At 61.5% G+C, this 17,714-nt stretch carries 18 protein-coding genes; 10 read left to right on the forward strand and 8 right to left on the reverse strand.

Annotated features, from left to right (window positions below; genetic code table 11):
* Positions 1 to 54: 54 nt before the first annotated feature.
* The 5 genes from metZ to arsH all read left to right on the forward strand — a co-directional run bounded on the left by metZ (position 55) and on the right by arsH (position 4,699).
* Positions 55 to 1,236: an O-succinylhomoserine sulfhydrylase gene (gene metZ / locus BUB72_RS01695; RefSeq protein ID WP_073139564.1), complete on the forward strand. Its 1,182-nt coding sequence runs from the start codon at positions 55 to 57 to the stop codon at positions 1,234 to 1,236.
* A gap of 88 nt (positions 1,237 to 1,324) precedes the next feature.
* A complete protein-coding gene (gene folE2, locus BUB72_RS01700; RefSeq protein ID WP_083588519.1) occupies positions 1,325 to 2,416 on the forward strand; it encodes a GTP cyclohydrolase FolE2 in 1,092 nt (363 codons plus the stop codon).
* Positions 2,417 to 2,615: 199 nt separating this feature from the next.
* Entirely contained in the window at positions 2,616 to 3,626 is a 1,011-nt protein-coding gene (locus tag BUB72_RS01705; RefSeq protein ID WP_073139567.1) for a permease, read from the forward strand.
* A 14-nt stretch (positions 3,627 to 3,640) separates the two neighbouring features.
* The gene (locus BUB72_RS01710; protein WP_073139570.1) at positions 3,641 to 3,877 is read left to right on the forward strand and encodes a thioredoxin family protein; all 237 of its coding nucleotides are present in this window, start codon (positions 3,641 to 3,643) and stop codon (positions 3,875 to 3,877) included.
* Positions 3,878 to 3,997: 120 nt separating this feature from the next.
* Positions 3,998 to 4,699: an arsenical resistance protein ArsH gene (gene arsH / locus BUB72_RS01715; RefSeq protein ID WP_073139573.1), complete on the forward strand. Its 702-nt coding sequence runs from the start codon at positions 3,998 to 4,000 to the stop codon at positions 4,697 to 4,699.
* On the opposite strand, the gene BUB72_RS01720 is transcribed toward arsH, so the two are convergent.
* From BUB72_RS01720 to ftsY, 3 genes are all read right to left on the reverse strand, one after another.
* Entirely contained in the window at positions 4,696 to 5,301 is a 606-nt protein-coding gene (locus BUB72_RS01720) for an inner membrane-spanning protein YciB (protein WP_073139576.1), read from the reverse strand. The genes arsH and BUB72_RS01720 overlap by 4 nt on opposite strands.
* 3 nt (positions 5,302 to 5,304) lie before the next feature.
* Positions 5,305 to 6,210 carry a DMT family transporter gene (locus BUB72_RS01725; protein ID WP_073139579.1) on the reverse strand — a complete coding sequence of 302 codons (906 nt, stop codon included), beginning with the start codon at positions 6,208 to 6,210 and terminating at the stop codon, positions 5,305 to 5,307.
* A gap of 73 nt (positions 6,211 to 6,283) precedes the next feature.
* Positions 6,284 to 7,420, reverse strand: a complete 1,137-nt coding sequence (gene ftsY, locus BUB72_RS01730; protein ID WP_342742144.1) for a signal recognition particle-docking protein FtsY — start codon at positions 7,418 to 7,420, stop codon at positions 6,284 to 6,286.
* Positions 7,421 to 8,000: 580 nt separating this feature from the next.
* On the opposite strand from ftsY, the gene BUB72_RS01735 reads away from it, so the two are divergent.
* Positions 8,001 to 8,870: a lytic transglycosylase domain-containing protein gene (locus tag BUB72_RS01735; protein WP_073139587.1), complete on the forward strand. Its 870-nt coding sequence runs from the start codon at positions 8,001 to 8,003 to the stop codon at positions 8,868 to 8,870.
* On the opposite strand, the gene BUB72_RS01740 is transcribed toward BUB72_RS01735, so the two are convergent.
* Together BUB72_RS01740 and BUB72_RS01745 are read right to left on the reverse strand one after the other, a co-directional pair.
* Positions 8,867 to 9,454 (reverse strand): lysoplasmalogenase family protein, encoded by a 588-nt coding sequence (locus BUB72_RS01740; protein ID WP_073139590.1) that lies wholly within the window; start codon positions 9,452 to 9,454, stop codon positions 8,867 to 8,869. The two genes, BUB72_RS01735 and BUB72_RS01740, sit on opposite strands and share 4 nt — an antisense overlap.
* Positions 9,455 to 9,458: 4 nt before the next feature.
* Positions 9,459 to 11,144, reverse strand: coding sequence for an NAD(P)H-dependent oxidoreductase subunit E (locus BUB72_RS01745; protein ID WP_073139593.1), 1,686 nt, complete (start codon positions 11,142 to 11,144; stop codon positions 9,459 to 9,461).
* Between the two features lie 184 nt (positions 11,145 to 11,328).
* Here BUB72_RS01745 and BUB72_RS01750 point away from each other — a divergent pair, with 184 nt between their 5' ends.
* Together BUB72_RS01750 and BUB72_RS01755 are read left to right on the forward strand one after the other, a co-directional pair.
* Positions 11,329 to 12,372, forward strand: coding sequence for an alkane 1-monooxygenase (locus BUB72_RS01750; protein WP_073139596.1), 1,044 nt, complete (start codon positions 11,329 to 11,331; stop codon positions 12,370 to 12,372).
* A gap of 31 nt (positions 12,373 to 12,403) precedes the next feature.
* Positions 12,404 to 12,805 carry a hypothetical protein gene (locus BUB72_RS01755; RefSeq protein ID WP_073139599.1) on the forward strand — a complete coding sequence of 134 codons (402 nt, stop codon included), beginning with the start codon at positions 12,404 to 12,406 and terminating at the stop codon, positions 12,803 to 12,805.
* Between the two features lie 111 nt (positions 12,806 to 12,916).
* Here the strand turns inward: BUB72_RS01755 and xseA are convergent, their stop codons facing one another.
* On the reverse strand, positions 12,917 to 14,467 hold the full coding sequence (gene xseA, locus BUB72_RS01760) for an exodeoxyribonuclease VII large subunit (RefSeq protein WP_073139602.1): 1,551 nt from the start codon (positions 14,465 to 14,467) through the stop codon (positions 12,917 to 12,919).
* A 64-nt stretch (positions 14,468 to 14,531) separates the two neighbouring features.
* Between xseA and purD the strand changes: the two genes are divergently transcribed.
* Positions 14,532 to 15,794: a phosphoribosylamine--glycine ligase gene (gene purD, locus BUB72_RS01765; RefSeq protein WP_073139606.1), complete on the forward strand. Its 1,263-nt coding sequence runs from the start codon at positions 14,532 to 14,534 to the stop codon at positions 15,792 to 15,794.
* A gap of 75 nt (positions 15,795 to 15,869) precedes the next feature.
* On the opposite strand, the gene BUB72_RS01770 is transcribed toward purD, so the two are convergent.
* Positions 15,870 to 16,616 carry an FG-GAP repeat domain-containing protein gene (locus BUB72_RS01770; protein WP_083588520.1) on the reverse strand — a complete coding sequence of 249 codons (747 nt, stop codon included), beginning with the start codon at positions 16,614 to 16,616 and terminating at the stop codon, positions 15,870 to 15,872.
* Positions 16,617 to 16,618: 2 nt separating this feature from the next.
* Positions 16,619 to 16,942: a 2Fe-2S iron-sulfur cluster-binding protein gene (locus tag BUB72_RS01775; protein WP_073139609.1), complete on the reverse strand. Its 324-nt coding sequence runs from the start codon at positions 16,940 to 16,942 to the stop codon at positions 16,619 to 16,621.
* A 204-nt stretch (positions 16,943 to 17,146) separates the two neighbouring features.
* Here BUB72_RS01775 and BUB72_RS01780 point away from each other — a divergent pair, with 204 nt between their 5' ends.
* Positions 17,147 to 17,707 (forward strand): peptidoglycan-binding domain-containing protein, encoded by a 561-nt coding sequence (locus tag BUB72_RS01780; RefSeq protein ID WP_073139612.1) that lies wholly within the window; start codon positions 17,147 to 17,149, stop codon positions 17,705 to 17,707.
* Positions 17,708 to 17,714 lie beyond the last annotated feature (7 nt).

The following is a 17,714-nucleotide window of genomic DNA, read 5'->3' on the forward strand; positions in this document are numbered from 1 at the left end:
CCCTTTTCCCGGTGGAGGCTTTTTTATTCGGGCAAGCGCCCGCACGAGGATGACATGACAAAAGACTGGTCCCCCCGCACGAAATCCGTCCACAGCGGCACCCGCCGTTCCCAATATGGCGAAATGTCCGAAGCGATTTTCCTGACCCAAGGCTTCGTCTATGACAGCCCCGAGCAGGCCGAGGCGCGTTTCATCGAAAGCGGCCCCGAAGAATTCATCTACGCCCGTTACGGCAACCCCACCGTGCGCATGTTCGAAGACCGTATCGCGGCCATAGAAGGCACCGAAGACGCCTTCGCCACCGCGTCGGGCATGGCTGCTGTCAGTGGCGCGTTGACCTCCATGCTGAAGGCGGGCGACCATGTGGTCTCCGCCAAGGCGCTGTTCGGATCGTGTCTGTATATTCTGGAAGACGTGCTGACCCGCTTCGGGGTCGAGGTCACCTTTGTCGACGGCACCGACCTGTCCGCATGGAAAGCTGCCGTCCGCGACGACACCAAGGCCGTCTTTCTTGAATCCGTCTCAAACCCCACGCTGGAAGTTATCGACGTCAAAGGCGTGGCCGAGATTGCGCACGCCAAAGGGGCGACTGTGGTAGTCGACAACGTCTTCGCCACGCCCGCCTTCTCGAAAGCGGCGGAGCTTGGGGCCGACGTCATCGTCTATTCCGCCACCAAACATATCGACGGTCAGGGCCGCTGTCTGGGCGGCGTGATCTGCGGCACCAAAGAGTTCATCCGCAAAACCGCCGAGCCTTACCTCAAGCACACCGGCGGCGCGCTGTCGCCGTTCAACGCGTGGGTGATGCTGAAAGGTCTGGAAACCCTGCACCTGCGCTGCAATGCGCAGGCTGAGAGCGCGTTGTTCATTGCAGAGGCGCTAGAGGGCCACAACAAGCTGGACCGCACGCTATACCCCTACTTGAACTCCCATCCGCAACAGGCTGTTGCAAAAGAACAAATGGGCGCTGGCGGCACGGTGATCTCGCTGGATATACAAGGCGGCAAGGAGGCGGCGTTTCGCTTCCTCAACGCGCTGGATATCATCCTGATCTCCAACAATCTGGGCGACAGCAAAAGCATTGTCACCCATCCTGCGACCACCACGCACCAACGCCTGAGCGACGAGAAACGCGAAGAGCTGGGCATCACTGACGGTCTCGTGCGCATCTCCATCGGCTTGGAAGACAAGGCCGATCTGCTGGCGGATATCCGCACAGCACTAGACGCGGTCTAGGCCAAAAAGGTCGGTTTTCTTTTGTAACGCCGGCGTGCCGCCCCATATAGTGGCGCACGCCGACGCCGCATCCCGAGGAGGGAAAGCCATGAACGTCCACACACCCGAGCCGACCCGCGAGGAGGCCGAAGCCGCCCTCGCCCTGCTGCGCCAGTGGGCGGGCAAGGTCTCAGCCGTCGAGGTGGCCGATCTGGACCCGCTGGTCTCCCGCCTGATCCCCGGTCAGGAACTGGCGAACTACCCCGCGCTGGCGCGCGCCTACCCAGAAGAATTCGCGGTGGACGAGGCCTACAAAGCCTCCATGCCCGACCTGCAAAACGGCCCCTCCTCGCTGATCCGTGGGGCCAAGCAGCACATCCAGCACGTCGGCATCTCCAACTTTCGCCTGCCCATACGGTTTCATACCCGTGGCGGTGACGACCTGACGTTGGAGACGTCCGTCACCGGCACAGTGTCGCTGGAGGCGGAAAAGAAGGGCATTAACATGTCCCGCATCATGCGCAGCTTCTACGCCCAAGCCGAGCAGACTTTCAGCTTCGAGGTGATCGAAGCCACGCTGGACGCTTATAAAACCGATCTGGAGAGCTTCGACGCCCGCATCCAGATGCGCTTTTCCTTCCCGATGAAGGTGCAATCCTTGCGCTCGGGTCTTGAGGGATACCAATATTACGACATCGCTTTGGAGGTGGTCGACACGCAAGGCACCCGCAAGAAAATCCTGCATCTGGACTATGTCTACTCCTCCACCTGCCCCTGCTCGCTTGAGTTGTCGGAACACGCCCGCCAGTTCCGCGGCCAGCTTGCCACGCCCCATTCGCAGCGCTCCGTCGCGCGGGTGTCGGTGGAAGTGGATTGCGAGCGCAACTGCCTGTGGTTCGAAGACCTGATCGAACTGTGTCGCACCGCCGTGCCGACCGAGACGCAGGTGATGGTCAAACGCGAGGACGAGCAGGCCTTTGCAGAGTTGAACGCCGCCAACCCGATCTTCGTCGAAGACGCCGCGCGGTCCTTCTGCGAGCAGTTGCAAGCCGATCCCCGCATCAAGGACTTCCGCGTGATCGCGTCACATCAGGAAAGCCTGCACAGCCACGACGCGGTCTCCGTGATGACAGAAGGCCCGACATTTGCGGCTGACAGCTTGGATCCCAAGCTGTTTAACACGCTGTTTCATGTGGGGTGACGGGTTAAGAACAGCACAGCTCGACAACGTCGTCGCTCCGGCTTTTCTTGAATAGTCATTCTTCACGTCGCAGTGAAGCACACGACACCGCAACCACAATCTGGGTTAAGTTGACAGAGATCAACACGGCGCAGCTTGGGGTTCTTTAAGCCAGACAGAAGTGGCCATCCAATCGGCGACTTTTGACGGAGTTTAGCGCATGCGCGAAGTCTTGATCTGGCTAAACGACCAATTGTTGCGGATGCAATGGTTGTCCGACTTGGTCACTCTTTTGGTGCGCGACGGCTTTGGGCTAGATCCGACAAGTCAGGTCGGCGGAAGCATTCATTTCTTCATCTACGACGTGATCAAGATATTTATCCTGCTCTCGGTTCTGATCTTCAGCATTTCCTACGTGCAAAGCTATTTCCCGCCCGAGCGAACCCGTCGCATCCTGGGGCAACGTGAGGGATTGGGCGCCAATGTTATTGCGGCGCTTCTTGGGACCATCACGCCGTTTTGCTCATGCTCCTCCATTCCACTGTTTATCGGGTTTACCAGTGCGGGGCTGCCGTTGGCCGTAACCTTTTCATTCTTGATTTCCTCCCCGCTGGTCGATCTGGCCTCGGTTATCTTGCTGGCCAGCATTTTCAACTGGAGCATCGCTTTGGCCTATGTGGCAATCGGGTTGGTGCTGGCTGTCTTGGGCGGCACCCTGATCGGGCGCTTGAAGCTGGAAGATCAGGTTGAGGGTTTTGTCTATCAAAGCCCCGTCAGCGATCACGACAATGATGGCGCGATTAGCCGGCGCGAACGGGTGTCATACGCCGCCGAACAAGTCATCGAAATAGTGCACCGGGTTTGGCTGTACGTTTTGATCGGCGTCGGCATTGGCGCGGCAATCCACAACTGGATTCCTGAAACCTTCATTTCTGCCCTTTTGGGTCAGGACAAGTGGTGGTCGGTTTTGGTCGCAACGATTGTGGGCGTGCCGATGTATGCCGACATCTTTGGCACGCTCCCTATTGCTGAGGCCTTGGTGCAAAAAGGCGTCGGGCTTGGTACGGCCCTGACCTTTATGATGGCCGTGACCGCGCTGTCTTTGCCTTCAATGATTATGCTCAAACGGGTCGTAAAACTCCCCTTGCTGATAGTCTTCATCGGTATCGTCACTGTGGGGATCATACTGATAGGCTACACCTTTAATGCCACCGCCCATCTATTTGTTTAAAAAGGAGAAATGGAATGATCATCAAGATATTAGGGTCCGGCTGCAAGAAATGCGCGGCCTTGGAAGAGAACGCTAAGGCGGCTGCAAAAACCGCAGCTATCAATGCCGACATTGAGAAAGTCACCGATATTGTCGCAATAGCCGGCTACGGGGTCATGTCCACACCAGGGCTCGTGATCGACGAAAAAGTTGTGGCTTCAGGGCGCGTGCTGAGCGCATCCGAAATTGGCGCGCTTCTCCAAGAGTCTTAAGCAGCTGCCGGACCTTGTGCGCAAAGAGTCTGCGCTTTGAGTTCTAAGCAGGCACTAGCATATTCGACCCGCCCCGATTACACCGTTGCCGACCCGCAACGACTGAAAAGCCCGCACCTCATGACCGACACGCCGCAACTCGACGACGTCCACTTCCAAGTCCCGGTTCAGCTACAGGCACAAAGCCCCGGCACGCATAAGCCACGCATCGCCATGCTCTATGGCTCGCTGCGTCAGGGCAGCTTTTCGAGGTCCATGACCGAGGAAGCCGCCCGGGTGCTGACCCGCATGGGCGCAGAGGTGCGCATCTTTAACCCGACCGGCCTGCCCCTGCCCGACAGCGAGGACGCGGATCATCCGAAGGTGGCGGAATTGCGCGAGTTGGTGACATGGTCTGAAGGCATGGTCTGGTGCTCGCCCGAGCGTCACGGGGCCATGACCGGTATCATGAAAACGCAGATCGACTGGATACCGCTCAGCATGGGCGGCGTGCGCCCAACGCAAGGCAAGACGCTGGCCGTGATGCAGGTCAACGCGGGGTCGCAGTCGTTCAACACCGTCAACCAGCTGCGCATTCTGGGCCGCTGGATGCGGCTGCTGACAATTCCCAACCAGTCGTCGGTGCCCAAGGTGTTTCTGGAATTCGATGGCCGTTACCGGATGAAACCCTCGCCGTTCTACGACCGCATGGTCGATGTGATGGAGGAGTTGATGCGCTTCACCCTGCTGACCCGCGACATCAAGGATGAGTTGGTCGACCGCTATTCCGAGCGCAAGGAAAGCCATGCGGAACTGTCCAAACGGGTGAACAAGAAGGGCTAGGCCGCGTCTTCCGGCTCGTCGGAATAGCGTTGTAGCATGCTGGCCTGAAGCATAAAGAACACGAATAACGCAGCGGGAAAGCCGAAGGTTTCAATCTTCACCCACGCGTCCGTAGACATGAAGCGCCAGACCAGCTCGTTGGCGATGGCTAACCCCGCGAACATGGCGGTCAGGCGTTTGGTCAGGATCATCCAGCCCTCCGGTTTCAACGGCAGGAAATCGTCCATCACATATTCCAGCCAAGAGCGCTTGAGCAGCAGTCCCAACCCCAGCATCGAGGCGAAGAAGCCGTAAACGATGGTGGTTTTGATCTTGAAGAATTTCTCGTCGTTGAAATAGACCGTCAGCCCGCCAAAGAAGATCACCATAAACGCCGTCAGAACCTGCATCCGGCTAAGTTTGCCCGTCAGTTTCCACAAAATCGACATGGAGAGCAAAAGCAGCGGTACGAACAGGGCGGTCACCACGATGAAGCCGGAATATTCAGTGCCACCAATCAGGTACACCTCTTCCTTCATCTTCAGATAGGCCACGAAGAACAGCAGCACCGGCCCCAGTTCCAGCGCCGATTTCAGCCCTTGCGAGATTTTCTTCTCTGCCATGCTCTAGCCTCCTGCTTCCACGATCACCGCGCCAAGCGCGATCAGCGCCATCAAAGTCAACCGGCGCGGCCCGACTTTTTCCCCCAAGACGAGCCAGCCGATCAGGGCGGCAAACACGGTCGAGGTCTCGCGCAATACCGCAGCCTCCCCCACATTGTCGAGCCGTGTCGCCATCATGATGGCTCCGAACGAGAAAAACGCCACGAACGCGCCCAGCACACCGCGTTGCATCAGCGGGCCCAATGTCGGTCGGTCGGCCATGCGCCACCAACGGCGCGCGGCGATGGGCGGGATGAAGAACAGCCCGTCGAGGAAGAAGAACCACGCAAGGAAGGTGAACGGGTCCGCCGTGGCGCGGATGCCATAGGCGTCATAGGTAGTGTAGAGCGCCACGAACATCCCCGTGGCCACCGCCAGCCACAAGGCTGGTACCAGCGTGTCGCGGTTCAACGTGATCGTGCGCAGGTTATACACCGCCAGCCCGTAAATACCCGCCAAGAGCGTGGCGACGCCGAGCCACTGGATCAAGTTGAAGGTCTCGCCAAAGATGAAATACGCGCCGATGACCGCGAAAAGCGGCCCTGTGCCTCGGACCACGGGATAAACAACCGTGTAGGCGCCTTTGCTGTAGGTGAAGGCTTGCAGGACCTTATAGACGGAGTGGATCACGAAGGCGGTGGCGAAGATCAGCCACATATGCGGCTCCGGCCACGGAACGACGAACAGCGCGAAGGGCGCGGCGATGAGGCCGTAGCTGAAATCGATTGCCCCGCGTGACAGCCACGGGTCGTGACGGCCTTTTTGCAGCGCGCCGAAGATGGCGTGTAGAAGTGCTGCAGTCAGGGCGAGGATTAGCGCCAGCTGGTGTCCGGCCTCGGTGCCTTCCAGCGAGACGAGCCATGCGCTCATGATGCAGGGACCCTCCGGGGGGAATATTTATGCCAAGATGAAACCATGGGGGCGCGTTAACCTTAATGCGGCGTTACTCGGTGGCGGCACCCGTGAGGGCTTGCGCAAATTCCTCGGGGTCGAACGGGGCAAGGTCGTCGATCTGCTCCCCCACCCCGATGGCATGGATCGGCAGTCCGAACTTATCCGCCAGCGCCACTAGCACGCCGCCTTTGGCCGTGCCGTCGAGCTTGGTCATCACGAGGCCGGAGACGTCGCTGATCTGGCGGAAGACGTCGACCTGATTGAGGGCGTTCTGCCCCGTGGTTGCATCGAGGACCAACAACGTGTTGTGCGGGGCGGTGTCGTCCTTCTTGCGGATCACCCGGACGATTTTGGCCAACTCCTCCATCAGATCGGCGCGGTTTTGCAAACGGCCCGCGGTGTCGATCATCAGCAGGTCCGCCCCGTCAGCCTCGGCTTTGGTCATTGCATCATAGACCAGCGACGCGGGGTCGGAGCCTTCGGGTGCGGTCAGCACGGGAACACCGGCGCGGTCCCCCCAGACCTGCAACTGTTCGACCGCCGCCGCGCGGAACGTATCGCCCGCGGCAATCACCACCTTTTTGCCCGCATTCGAAAACTGCAACGCCAGCTTGCCGATGGTCGTGGTCTTGCCCGAGCCATTGACGCCCACCACCAGCACCACCTGCGGGCGCTTGGGGTAGATCGGCATGGGTTTGGCGACCGGCTCCATGATCTTGGTGATCTCGGCGGCCAGCAGTTCCTTGATTTCCTGTGTCGACAGCTTTTTGCCAAAGCGGCCTTCGGCCATATTCGCCGTCACGCGCAGGGCCGTATCGACGCCCATATCAGAGGCGATCAGCAACTCTTCGAGCGCTTCCAGCATGTCGTCATCCAGCTCGCGGCGAATGACGGTCTTTTGCTCCTTTCGGCCCAGCAGGCGCCCGAACAGGCCGGGTTTTTTGGCCGGCGCATCAGATTGGGAGGGGTCCGCCAGTGTCGCGGCAGCGTCAGGGGCGTCCAGCGCCGATGGGACATCGGCTTTGGCGGTTTCCAGATCCCGGGCCGCTTGTGCAGCGGCTTCCTCTGCGGCTTTAGCGTCTTTGGCGGCTTTCTCAGTGGCAGCCTGTGCGCGGCGGTCTGCTTCTGCGGCCTGCGCCGCGGCTAAGGCTCTTTGTTCTTCGAGCCTGTCTTCTGCCTCTTTCAGCTTTCGGGCGTTCTCGGCGGCGTCCGCCTCGGCGGCGAGGCGCGCAACCTCTCTGGTGCGTTCGTCTTCAAGCTGCGCGTCCGCTGCGGCCTGTGCTGCGCGCGCGTCTGCCGCTTTCTGTGCTGCAAGGGCAACCGCTTCGGCGCGCTCGGCCGCTTCGGCCTCGGCCTTTCGGGCAGCCTCGGCCTCCGCCAATGCCGCAGCGGCGCGTTTTTCCGCCTCCGCCTCTGCCACGCGCTTGGCGTCTGCCGCTTCGGCATCCCTTGCCGCTTGTGCAGCAGCTTCTGCGATGCGGGCCTCTTCCGCCTGTCGGGCGGCCTCGATTTCGGCACTGTTATCAACCGGCTCCGCGACAGGTTGCGTGTCTTCCAGCTCTTCCTCGACACCGCCATCGCCAACAATCGCGTCCAGCCCCTCCTCCAGCTTGGAGGACGATTTGAACAACTTGCTCTTGAGCTTCTTGAAAAAGGACATTGGGGTCTGCGAGGCCTTGTATATTCCGACTTTACCCCACCTAACCTCTCGCGCGGTCAGATGGAAGATGTGGCGCTTAAATGCCTGTCAGGTTAGGTCTGGGCATATGAGATGGATGCTTGCGTTTTTGATGCTGTCGGCCCCTGCGGCAGCCGCCCCGCCCGATCCGATGTGCACATCGGGAAAATGGGGTCAGGTGCAGTGCATCCGCGCGGAGCATTTCGTGTTTGACCTGTGTCAGTTGATCGAGGCCAGCACCAAAACCCACGGGTTGAACCCGCATTTCTTCACCCGTCTGATCTGGCAGGAAAGCCGCTTCAACCCCAACGCCCTGTCGCCTGCCAACGCCATGGGGATCGCGCAGTTCATCCGCTCAACCGCCACCAAACGCGGGCTGGAAGACCCGTATAACCCTGCCGATGCGCTGGATCATTCCGCGCAGTACCTCGCGGAAATGGTCGCGCGCTACGGCAATGAGGGGATGGCGGCTATTGGCTATAATGGCGGCGAAGCGCGGGCGGAGGGGTTTTTGCAGGGTAAGGGCCTCGCCTCGGAGACCATCGACTATGTGCCGATCATCACCGGGCTGGAGGCCGAGGCGTGGCGCGATGCGGCCCCGACATCACACGACATGCGGCTGTCCAAAACCGGACCCTTCCGCAGCGCCTGTTACGCCTTGGCCCGAAAGCGGCAGCTGACCCCGCTGCGCAAAACCCCGCGCTACAAGCCATGGGGGGTACAAATGGCCGCCGACCGCACCAAGAAAGGCGCGCGGGCGCAGTTCAAAACCCGCACAGCAAGTTGCCGTGGCACTGTTGCGGGCGAAAAACTGGACGTGATTTACAAAAAGCACCGCGTCGCCAAGTTGAAGGGCTGGTACATGGCCCGTATCAGTCGCAACACGCGGGGTGCTGCGCAATCATTGTGCAACAAGCTCCGCAAACAAGGCTGCGCCTGCGCGGTTTACAAAAACTAGCTGAGACCAGCCATCAGGGCGACCTGGCCTGTATAGTAAAACGTCCAAAGCGTGATCTGGCGCGGAGCGAACGGGGTCTTCGCGCGGAATAGGTGCCATGCCAAGACCACGTCAGAGGCAATGAACAGGCTCGCCCCGAGGCGCAAAAGCCAGTTGTCATGGCCCCAAGCCGCCATCCCCATACCTGTGATCAGCACAACATAGATCGCCACCGGAATGCGCAGCGCGCCGGTATAGGGCAGCAGCCACCACAGGCTGGAGAGCGCCAAGCCCGCCAAGACGAGCATGACTAGGACGGGCGGCATTCCCGCGCCTGCCAGCAGCGCGATGTAGACCGCATGGGCCAGCGCGAAAGAGACGAGACCGCCGATAAACCAACGCTCGCCTTTGCGAGATAGGGCGAAGTCCCCCGCAGAGGACAAGGCCAGCGCCAAGGCCAGACCGAACTGCAACGACGCAATGGCTGCGAGTGCCAGAATGGCGGTGGAGGCTGTCTTGACCAGCCCGCCGATCCAATGCGGGTCACGGTAGCAATAGTAGCCGCCGTAAACGGCTGCACACAAGGCAGACACAATGAAAAGCAACGACTTAGACCTCGTCGCTAAAGTGCTTTATCACCAATCGTATCGGGTTTGGCGCGGCTTGGCCCAGCCCGCAGATGGACGCGTCACCCATGGCGACGCACAGCTCTTCGAGCAGCGGTTGATCCCATGTGTCGGCCTGCATCAGCTTCACCGCCTTCTCGCAGCCCACACGGCACGGCGTGCATTGTCCGCACGACTCGTCCTCGAAGAAGCGCAGCATGTTGAGCGCCGCCGCGCGTGCCGAGTCCTGATCCGACAACACCACCACAGCCGCCGATCCGATAAAGCTGCCCAAAGGTTGCAACGTGTCGAAATCCAGCGGCACGTCGTTGATGCTGGCGGGCAGCAGGCCGGAGGACGGCCCACCCGGCTGGTAGGCCTTGAACACATGGCCCTCCAACATGCCGCCGGCGGCCTCGATAATATCGGTGATGGTGGAGCCCGCAGGCAGCAGATACACGCCCGGTTTCGCCACACGCCCCGAAACCGAATAGCTGCGCAGGCCTGTGCGGCCGTTCTTCTCGGTGGTGTTCAACACTTCCGGCCCCTCGCGGCAGATGCGGGTGATCCAGTGCAGGGTTTCGACGTTGTGAACCAATGTAGGTTGGCCGAACAGCCCGACCTGCGCCACATAGGGCGGGCGGTGACGTGGCAGGCCGCGTTTGCCTTCGATGGATTCGATCATCGCGCTTTCTTCGCCGCAGATATAGGCCCCTGCTCCGCGGCGCAGCTCGATATAGCCTTCGGGAACAAGTCCCGCTTGCTCCAACGCTGCTATTTCGCGGCGCAGGATTTCCAGAACGGCGGGGTATTCGTCGCGCTTGTAGATGTAGCAGCGGTCGGCTTCGACCGCCCATGCGGCGATCAACATGCCTTCAAGGAACTGATGCGGCGTGCGCTCAAGATAGTAGCGGTCCTTGAACGTGCCGGGTTCGCCCTCGTCGCCGTTCACCGCCAGATAGCGCGGCCCTGCATTGCCGCGCACGAAGCCCCATTTGGTGCCGGACGGAAAGCCCGCGCCACCAAGACCGCGCAAACCGCTTTCCTTGATCAGCGCCTGAACATCTTCCCAGTGGCCATCGTCTCGCAAGGTGAGGAGAGCCGCGTAACCCCCTGTATTCTTGTATTTATCATAAGTCTCATAGTCGGGGATGTGCGCGTGCGTGTGACCCGCCGCAATCGCCGCTTTCACTTTGTCGACGGTTGCATGGTCCACATGATGATGCCCCAGTTCCAGCACCGGTGCTGTGTCGCAGCGCCCCATACAAGGCGCGCGCAGAACCCGGACTTCGGAGGCGTCCAACCCGTCCTCCAAGGCCGCCTTCAACGCCTGCGCGCCCGCCAACTCGCAAGACAGCGAGTCGCAGACACGGATCGTCAGCGCGGGCGGCGGCGTTTCGCCCTCTTTGACCACGTCGAAATGGGCATAGAAGCTGGCAACCTCGTAGATTTCGGCCATGGACAGGCGCATCTCTTCGGCCAGCGCGCGCAGATGCGCGGCGGACAGATGGCCGTGCTTGTCTTGGATCAGGTGCAGGAATTCGATCAGCAAGTCGCGGTTGCGCGGGCGCTCGCCCAGCAAGGATTGCACCTCGGCCAGAGCGGCATCATCATATTGACGCCCCTTGGTGAACTTGCGTCCCCGTCCCTTGCCCGATTTCCACACGCCCTTGCGTTCATCCAGCGCCATGATGCTCTCCCGATCTTGCTTAGCGTGAACCTAGTCCGTGACACCGCCCTCGGGATACGCAAAAACGACCTCTATGGACGTTCCTGCGCAGCCTTTGCCGCAAATTTTCAAAAGGCTTCCATGATTTGGGCGTATTCATACTATTTAGGAAGCATTGACGCGCTTACTCAGGGACCGATTATCTATGCCACGCTCATTTCTGGCCTTCACACTCGCCACGCTCTTTCCCCTGCCGTTTCTGGTGGCGGGCGCGCTTTTTGGCGGGTGGGCCGTGTGGATCGCGCTGTTCTACATCACCCTGTTTGTCGCGGGCGTCGACGAGTTCATTCCAGCCCTGACCCGCGACGGCGAACCGGCCGAGGATGACGAGGCCGATCTGTTGTCACTGGTCTTGGTCGGTGCGCATTTTTTCTTGCTGTTCTTGATGGTCTGGGCCCTGTCCGGCCACGGTACGCGGCTGTTTTCGCTCAGTGGTTTGGCCTTGTTTGCGGCCACGGGCCTGTTCATGGGGCAGGTCAGCAATTCCAACGCGCATGAATTGATCCACCGCGGCGCGCGCGGGCTGCGGCGGGCCGGAAAATGGGTCTATATTTCGTTGCTGTTCGGGCATCATGCCTCTGCCCATCCACTGGTGCATCATACCCATGTGGGCACCCCGAACGATCCCAACACATCCCGCATGGGCGAGAGTTTTTACAGCTTTGCCCGTCGCGCATGGCTTGGCAGCTTCAAAGCAGGCTTGAAAGCCGAGGAAGCGCGGCTTGCGCAGATCGGGGCCGGACGCTGGGACCGGCGCAATCCCTATCTGCTGTATATCGGGGGGGCGGTGCTGATGCTGCTGGTCTCGTTGATCATCGCGGGCTGGCGCGGTGTGATGGTGCATCTGCTGCTCGCGGCGTTTGCCCAGACACAGTTGATGCTGTCCGACTATGTCCAGCATTACGGGCTGGAACGCGCAAGGCGCGAAGACGGCTCTTTCGAGCCTGTCAGCGCAGTTCATTCGTGGAACGCGCCGCATTGGTTGTCCTCGCTGTGGATGCTGAACGCACCGCGCCATTCCGACCATCACGCCTATCCTGCAAAGCACTACACTGCCTTGGAAATCCCCGCCCGCGGGGAAGCCCCGATGTTGCCCTACGCGCTGCCGGTCATGGCCTGTATCGCGCTGTGGCCCAAGCCGTGGAGACGCGTGATGACCCCCCACGCCGAGGCCTGGCGGAGCGCTTGACGCAAGCTCTGGCAACCCGCATCCTGTGCGGATGAAATATCTTTGCCTACTTGTCCTGCTCGCCTGCCCTGCGCAGGCTGAAACGAAGATGACCCCATCCCAGTTCGAAACCTTCACCCGCGACACCACGGTGTTTTTCAACCGTCACGACGCGCCCTACGGGGCGGAACAATATCTGAGCGACAAGCGGGTGGTCTGGAGCTTTCTGGACGGCACCTGCCAGCGCGGGGTCTGGTTCGGCGAAGGCGACGAGATTTGTTTTCTGTATGATGACCAACCGGACGCGTTGTGTTGGTATTTCTTTGATGACGGCGCGCGCCAGAGCGCGCGTATCGTCGGTGATGATCCGGCGGATGATCTGGTTGTGGTCGGCAAAAGCTCCGAGCCGCTGGTCTGCCCGGGTCCCGATGTGGGTGTCAGCTACCGGCCTTGAGGTGCGCCTGCCTGTGGCAGTCGCCAGAGCGGGAGCCAGCCCCCGCGCCCCCGGATTTAGTGGGGCGCTGCCCCACACCCCGAGGTATTTTTGAAGCAATGATGGGGGCGGTTAGTCGTCGAAGAGACCGGGTTGGCCGGATTTCGGAGGTTTTGGTTTGGCGGCGGGTTTGGCAGCGGCGCCGACCGGAATGCGGGCGTCTTTGAATTGCACCTCCAAACTCGTGGCCTTTTTGGCCTGCGTGCTGTTGGTGACGACCTTGTCACCATCCCAGACGACTGCATAGCCACGCTCCAGCGTCGCTTGATAGCCCAGCGTCTCGCGCAGGCGGTCGAGCTTTTCCATCTGGTCGCGCCATGATTTGACTTGGATACTACCCGCTTGCGAGGCCGTGCGGGTGGCGCGCCCGAGGCGGTCGCGCTGCAAACCGAGGTCGCGCTGAATACCCTTGAGCGACAGCCCGCCCGATACGCGGTCAAACTGCGCGCGCGACCGCTCGGCACGGCGGTCCAGTGCAGTGTCGAGACGCCCTGCGGTTTGGGTCAGGCGCGCGGTCATCCGCTCTGTCTGGCGCGCAAGAATGGACGGGCGTAACGGCGAGGCTGCTTTCTCGAAGGACAGCCGCTTTGTTGCGGTCCCTGCCTTAAGCGACGCATCCAGCCGCCCGCCCGCAAGATCGAAGCGCTGCCGCGCGGTCTGTGTGAGTTCGCTCGCGCGTGGCAGCGCGCGGGACAGATCGGCCAACCGCTGCTTGCGGGCGCCAACCATGCCGCTGAGCGCCTGCGCCATGCGCGCGCCAAAGCTGTCGACGGCGGCCAAAAGGTCCAGCCGCACCGGCACGGCAATCTCGGCGGCGGCGGTCGGTGTGGGTGCGCGGATGTCGGAGACGTAGTCGATCAGGGTTGTGTCCGTCTCGTGGCCCACCGCCGAGATCAGCGGGATATCCGAGGCCGCAGCCGCGCGGGCGACGCTTTCTTCGTTGAAGCCCCACAGATCCTCGATGGAGCCGCCGCCACGCGCCACGATGATCAGGTCGGGGCGCGGCAGGGACCCACCCGGTGTCATCGCGTTGAAGCCTTCTATGGCCGCTGTAACCTGCGGCGCGCAGCCCTCGCCTTGCACGGCGACGGGCCAGATCAGCACCTTGCGCGGGAAGCGATCCCGCAGCCGGTGCAGGATGTCGCGGATCACCGCCCCTTGCGGCGAGGTTACCACTCCGATGATTTCCGGCAGGTACGGAATAGGCTTCTTGCGGGCGGGGTCGAACAGACCCTCGGCCTGCAGCGCCTTCTTGCGCTTTTCCAGCATCGCCATCAGTGCGCCGACACCTGCCGGGCGGACGTCCTCGATGACCATCTGGTATTTGGATTGCCCGGGGAAGGTGGTCAGCTTGCCGATGGCCACGACCTCCATCCCTTCCTCGGGCTGCACCGCCAGCTTGGCTGCCTGCCCCTTCCAGATGATCGAGGCCAGCACCGCGCGGTCATCCTTGAGGTCTAGATACACATGGCCGGAGCGCGCGATCATCACCCGACCGACCTCGCCCTTGATGCGCACGCGGCCGAACTCACCCTCGATGGTGCGCTTCACCGCGCCGGAAATCTCCGAGACCGTGTATTCAGGCTCGTTGCGCCCGGGTGTGTCGTCTTCGAGAAGGTCCATGTTGTCGCTCTTGTGATGCCTGCGCGCGCAGCTTAGAACGCCCGAAACCGGAGGGGAAGCAGCGATGAACATATTGATCCTTGGAAGCGGCGGGCGCGAGCATTCTTTGGCATGGGCGGTGATGCAGAACCCCAAATGCGACCGGCTGATCGTGGCACCGGGCAATGCCGGGATCGCCAGCGTGGCTGAATGCGCAACGCTCGACATTATGAGCCCCGATGCGGTGGTGGATTTCGCACAGAACCACTCGGTAGATTTTGTCATCGTCGGCCCCGAAGATCCGTTGGCCGCAGGGGTGGCGGATGCATTGAGCGCGGCGGGGGTATTGTGCTTCGGGCCGTCGGCAGCGGCGGCGCGGCTGGAGGCGTCCAAGAGCTTCACCAAGGAGATTTGCGACGCGGCAAATGCCCCCACTGCCGGCTATGCGCATTTCACCGATCTGGATGCCGCGAAGGCCTATGTCGAGGAGCAAGGTGCGCCGATCGTGATCAAGGCCGACGGCTTGGCCGCAGGCAAGGGGGTCGTGGTGGCGATGGACGTGGCCACCGCACTGGACGCGCTGGACGACATGCTCGGCGGGGCCTTTGGCGACGCTGGTGCGGAAGTTGTGATCGAGGAATTTATGGAGGGCGAGGAAGCCTCCTATTTCGTGCTGTCCGACGGCAAGACCGTGCTGCCCATCGGCACCGCGCAAGACCATAAACGCGCCTATGACGGTGACGAAGGGCCGAACACCGGCGGCATGGGGGCCTATTCCCCTGCCCCCGTTTTGTCCGACGAAATCGCGGCCAAAGCCATTGCCGAGATTGTGCAGCCGACCATTGACGAGATGGCGCGGCGCGGCACCCCCTACCAAGGCGTGCTTTACGCAGGATTCATGATCAAGGACGGGCAGCCGCGTCTGGTGGAGTATAACTGCCGCTTTGGCGATCCTGAATGTCAGGTGCTGATGATGCGGTTGGGCGCGCAGGCGCTGGACCTGATGCTGGCCTGCGCCGAAGAGCGGCTGGCGGAAGCGACGGTCAATTGGGCGGACGATCATGCGATTACCGTGGTCATGGCGTCCAAGGGCTATCCCGGAGCTTATGAAAAAGGCTCGGTCATTGGCGGGCTGGATGAATTGCCCGAGGACAGCTCCAACATGGTGTTCCATGCGGGCACCAAGGCCAAGGGCGAGCAGATTATTGCTGTGGGGGGGCGTGTGTTGAGCGTTACTGCGCGTGGTGCATCATTGGCGGAAGCGCGAGAGCGTGCCTATGCGATGGTCGAGCGGATCGACTGGCCCGAGGGGTTCAACCGGACCGATATTGGCTGGCGCGCTTTATAGGCTAGGTCTGGAGGGGGCGCTGCCCCCGCCTGCGGCCCCCCGGAATATTTTAGCCAAGATGAAGCCTAAGGTGTGTTAGCTGCAACCGAGTGCTGCGGTTAGGGACTGGCGGTCTTTATGTGGCCCCAGATCACGCATTGTGAAGGAGGTGCCGTCAAAGCGCGTGGCGATGACGCGGCGCCAGTCGGCGGAGGCGGTGATCATTTCGGGGGTGCCGCCGCAAAGGCGCAGCCCGCCGCCGATATCGCGCTCTCCGATGCGGTGGTTGGTCAGGCCCGGCTGGTCGGCCACGTGCTCTAGAGCCCCGTCGCGGTAGCGCCAGATGCGCAGGATTTTCGCCAGATGCGGGCGGTCGATATAGGCCAGCTCGATCTGCCCGTCCCCGTCCAGATCAGCGACGCCCACAGGGGCAAGCCAGCGGTTGGCGCGCCCGATATGCGGGGTGGCGGCGATCTTCTTGCCGGTTTCGTCATAGATGGCCAGTTGCGCGCCGGTGTTCACCTGCGTCTCGACGACCACCACCTCGGGTTTGCCGTCGCCATCCACATCGGCCAAGCGCGGGGCCACGTCCTCGAACACGCGGTCCTTTGGTAGCCGGATTATACGTTTGGTCTTATGCGCCGAGTCTTCGACCAGCAGCTCCAGCGCACCCCACTCGATGGCATCGCCAAGGATGCCGTGGGCGTAGCGGCTGGTGGGCTCGGCGTAACGCGCCTCGACAATTGTGTCAGCGGCGGCAGCCCCGCCTGCAATCAGGCACGCGGCCAGCCACGCGCGGCGCGCGACACGGGGCAGTAAGCGCGACGGGAGACGCCGCGCCATGCTCAGATCTGCTTTTCGGGCATACGCACCACAAGGCCGTCCAGCGCATCGGTGACTTTCAACTGGCAGGTCAGACGGGATTTCTCTGCGTCAGGCTCGTAGGCGAAATCCAACATATCTTCTTCCATCGCCTCTTTGGCCGGAAGTTTCGGCACCCAGGCCTCGTCCACATATACGTGGCAGGTCGAGCAGGCGCAGGCACCGCCGCAATCGGCCTCGATGCCCGGAATGTTGTTGTCGCGCGCGCCTTCCATGACGGTCAGCCCGTTGGCCACATCCACGACATGCTCTGTGCCATTATGCTCGATATAGGTGATTTTTGCCATCTGTCCGGCCCCTGTCTTAGCGTTTGTCACCAGCCATGTAGTGCAAGCGGCGGGGTTTTGCCAGTCCCAGAGTGGCACCGCCCTGCGGCCCGAAAGCCGCAGTGTTTGCCGCGCCATCTTCGCGACGCTTGGCGGCGGGGGGCGTATTGCGCTAAAGTGTGTGGAACGCGGCACCAGACCGTACACATATAGGGCCGAGCAGCCATGTCCCGAATGACATCCAAACACAGCCTTGCGGCTGTCGTCTCGCTTGCGGTTCTCGCGGGGTGTGGCCCCCTGCCCGGACCGGATGTGACCAAGCTGATCTCTCCGACGCATATCACCGCCACCGACATGAAGCCGCCCGCCGATATGCCCGGCGTGTGTTGGGGCCATGTTCCCGGACCGCAAATCACCCAGATCGTGACCGACATCGTGGTGGCCACCCCCGCGCAGACCGGCCCGAACGGTGAGGAACTTTCCCCCGCCATTTACCGCGAGGTCACCCGACCGCAAACCTTCAACGAGGGTGACGGGCGCTGGTTTACCCGCGCCTGTGACGCCGACATGACGCCCGAGTTTGTGATGACCTTGCAACGCGCCCTCTCGGCGCGCGGGATTTATCGCGGGGATATCAACGGTGTGATGGACCAGCGCACGCTGCGGGCGGTGCATGAGTATCAGACGCCTCAAGGGCTCGACAGCGCCATCCTGAGCCAGTCTGCGGCGCAGCAGCTGGGCCTGATCGCGGTTGAACTGGAAAAACCCGCCACCGATGACGGTTGAATAGACC

This window comes from Litoreibacter ascidiaceicola (assembly GCF_900129235.1).
Lineage (GTDB): Bacteria > Pseudomonadota > Alphaproteobacteria > Rhodobacterales > Rhodobacteraceae > Litoreibacter > Litoreibacter ascidiaceicola.

Bases quoted from the DNA above. Each gene is read 5' to 3' on its own strand.
- BUB72_RS01705 (WP_073139567.1), top strand. From the start codon at position 2,616: ATGCGCGAAGTCTTGATCTGGCTAAACGACCAATTGTTGCGGATGCAA.
- BUB72_RS01720 (WP_073139576.1), bottom strand. From the start codon at position 5,301: ATGGCAGAGAAGAAAATCTCGCAAGGGCTGAAATCGGCGCTGGAACTG.
- xseA (WP_073139602.1), bottom strand. From the start codon at position 14,467: ATGGACCTTCTCGAAGACGACACACCCGGGCGCAACGAGCCTGAATAC.
- BUB72_RS01750 (WP_073139596.1), top strand. From the start codon at position 11,329: ATGCCACGCTCATTTCTGGCCTTCACACTCGCCACGCTCTTTCCCCTG.
- BUB72_RS01725 (WP_073139579.1), bottom strand. From the start codon at position 6,210: ATGAGCGCATGGCTCGTCTCGCTGGAAGGCACCGAGGCCGGACACCAG.
- BUB72_RS01770 (WP_083588520.1), bottom strand. From the start codon at position 16,616: ATGGCGCGGCGTCTCCCGTCGCGCTTACTGCCCCGTGTCGCGCGCCGC.
- BUB72_RS01745 (WP_073139593.1), bottom strand. From the start codon at position 11,144: ATGGCGCTGGATGAACGCAAGGGCGTGTGGAAATCGGGCAAGGGACGG.
- metZ (WP_073139564.1), top strand. From the start codon at position 55: ATGACAAAAGACTGGTCCCCCCGCACGAAATCCGTCCACAGCGGCACC.
- arsH (WP_073139573.1), top strand. From the start codon at position 3,998: ATGACCGACACGCCGCAACTCGACGACGTCCACTTCCAAGTCCCGGTT.
- BUB72_RS01780 (WP_073139612.1), top strand. From the start codon at position 17,147: ATGTCCCGAATGACATCCAAACACAGCCTTGCGGCTGTCGTCTCGCTT.
- folE2 (WP_083588519.1), top strand. From the start codon at position 1,325: ATGAACGTCCACACACCCGAGCCGACCCGCGAGGAGGCCGAAGCCGCC.
- BUB72_RS01710 (WP_073139570.1), top strand. From the start codon at position 3,641: ATGATCATCAAGATATTAGGGTCCGGCTGCAAGAAATGCGCGGCCTTG.
- BUB72_RS01755 (WP_073139599.1), top strand. From the start codon at position 12,404: ATGAAATATCTTTGCCTACTTGTCCTGCTCGCCTGCCCTGCGCAGGCT.
- BUB72_RS01735 (WP_073139587.1), top strand. From the start codon at position 8,001: ATGAGATGGATGCTTGCGTTTTTGATGCTGTCGGCCCCTGCGGCAGCC.
- purD (WP_073139606.1), top strand. From the start codon at position 14,532: ATGAACATATTGATCCTTGGAAGCGGCGGGCGCGAGCATTCTTTGGCA.
- BUB72_RS01775 (WP_073139609.1), bottom strand. From the start codon at position 16,942: ATGGCAAAAATCACCTATATCGAGCATAATGGCACAGAGCATGTCGTG.